Below are 394 nucleotides of genomic sequence, written 5' to 3' on the forward strand. Positions count from 1 at the left end.
CATCAACAATAATGTGATTTTTATAGCCCCAATAAAACTTATAGCGTTTATTAGAAGAATCATTAGAAGCAGAATAAACGCCTAATTTACAATCCTTATCAGAGTTAGGCTGATTATCTTTAGAGAATTTATTTTTAGAAAAAGACTTAGGGTTATTTAACTTAGTGTTAGCTTTAATAGGGGTAGAGTCCATGGAAATAAACTCACCGGAGATAATACCCATATTTTTGAGGATATTGACCTGATTTTGAAAAATAGAGGTCAAATAATCATGAGAGAAGTCATTAATAAAACGGCGAAAAGTCCAATAAGAAGGAAGAGGTTTAGAAATGTCGAAGCCACAAAGATGAGCAATGATAAGATTATTGCGGAGATAATCTAAAAGGTCAGAAAT

The 394-nt window shown here is 31.7% G+C and carries 1 protein-coding gene; it reads right to left on the minus strand.

What is annotated here, in order from left to right; translation table 11 throughout:
* The coding region (locus DXX99_RS11095) for a transposase (RefSeq protein WP_134643026.1) at nucleotides 1-394 on the minus strand (394 nt) is incomplete at both ends.

It is taken from the genome of Ammonifex thiophilus, from assembly GCF_003368535.1.
Classification (GTDB): domain Bacteria; phylum Bacillota; class Desulfotomaculia; order Desulfotomaculales; family Ammonificaceae; genus Ammonifex; species Ammonifex thiophilus.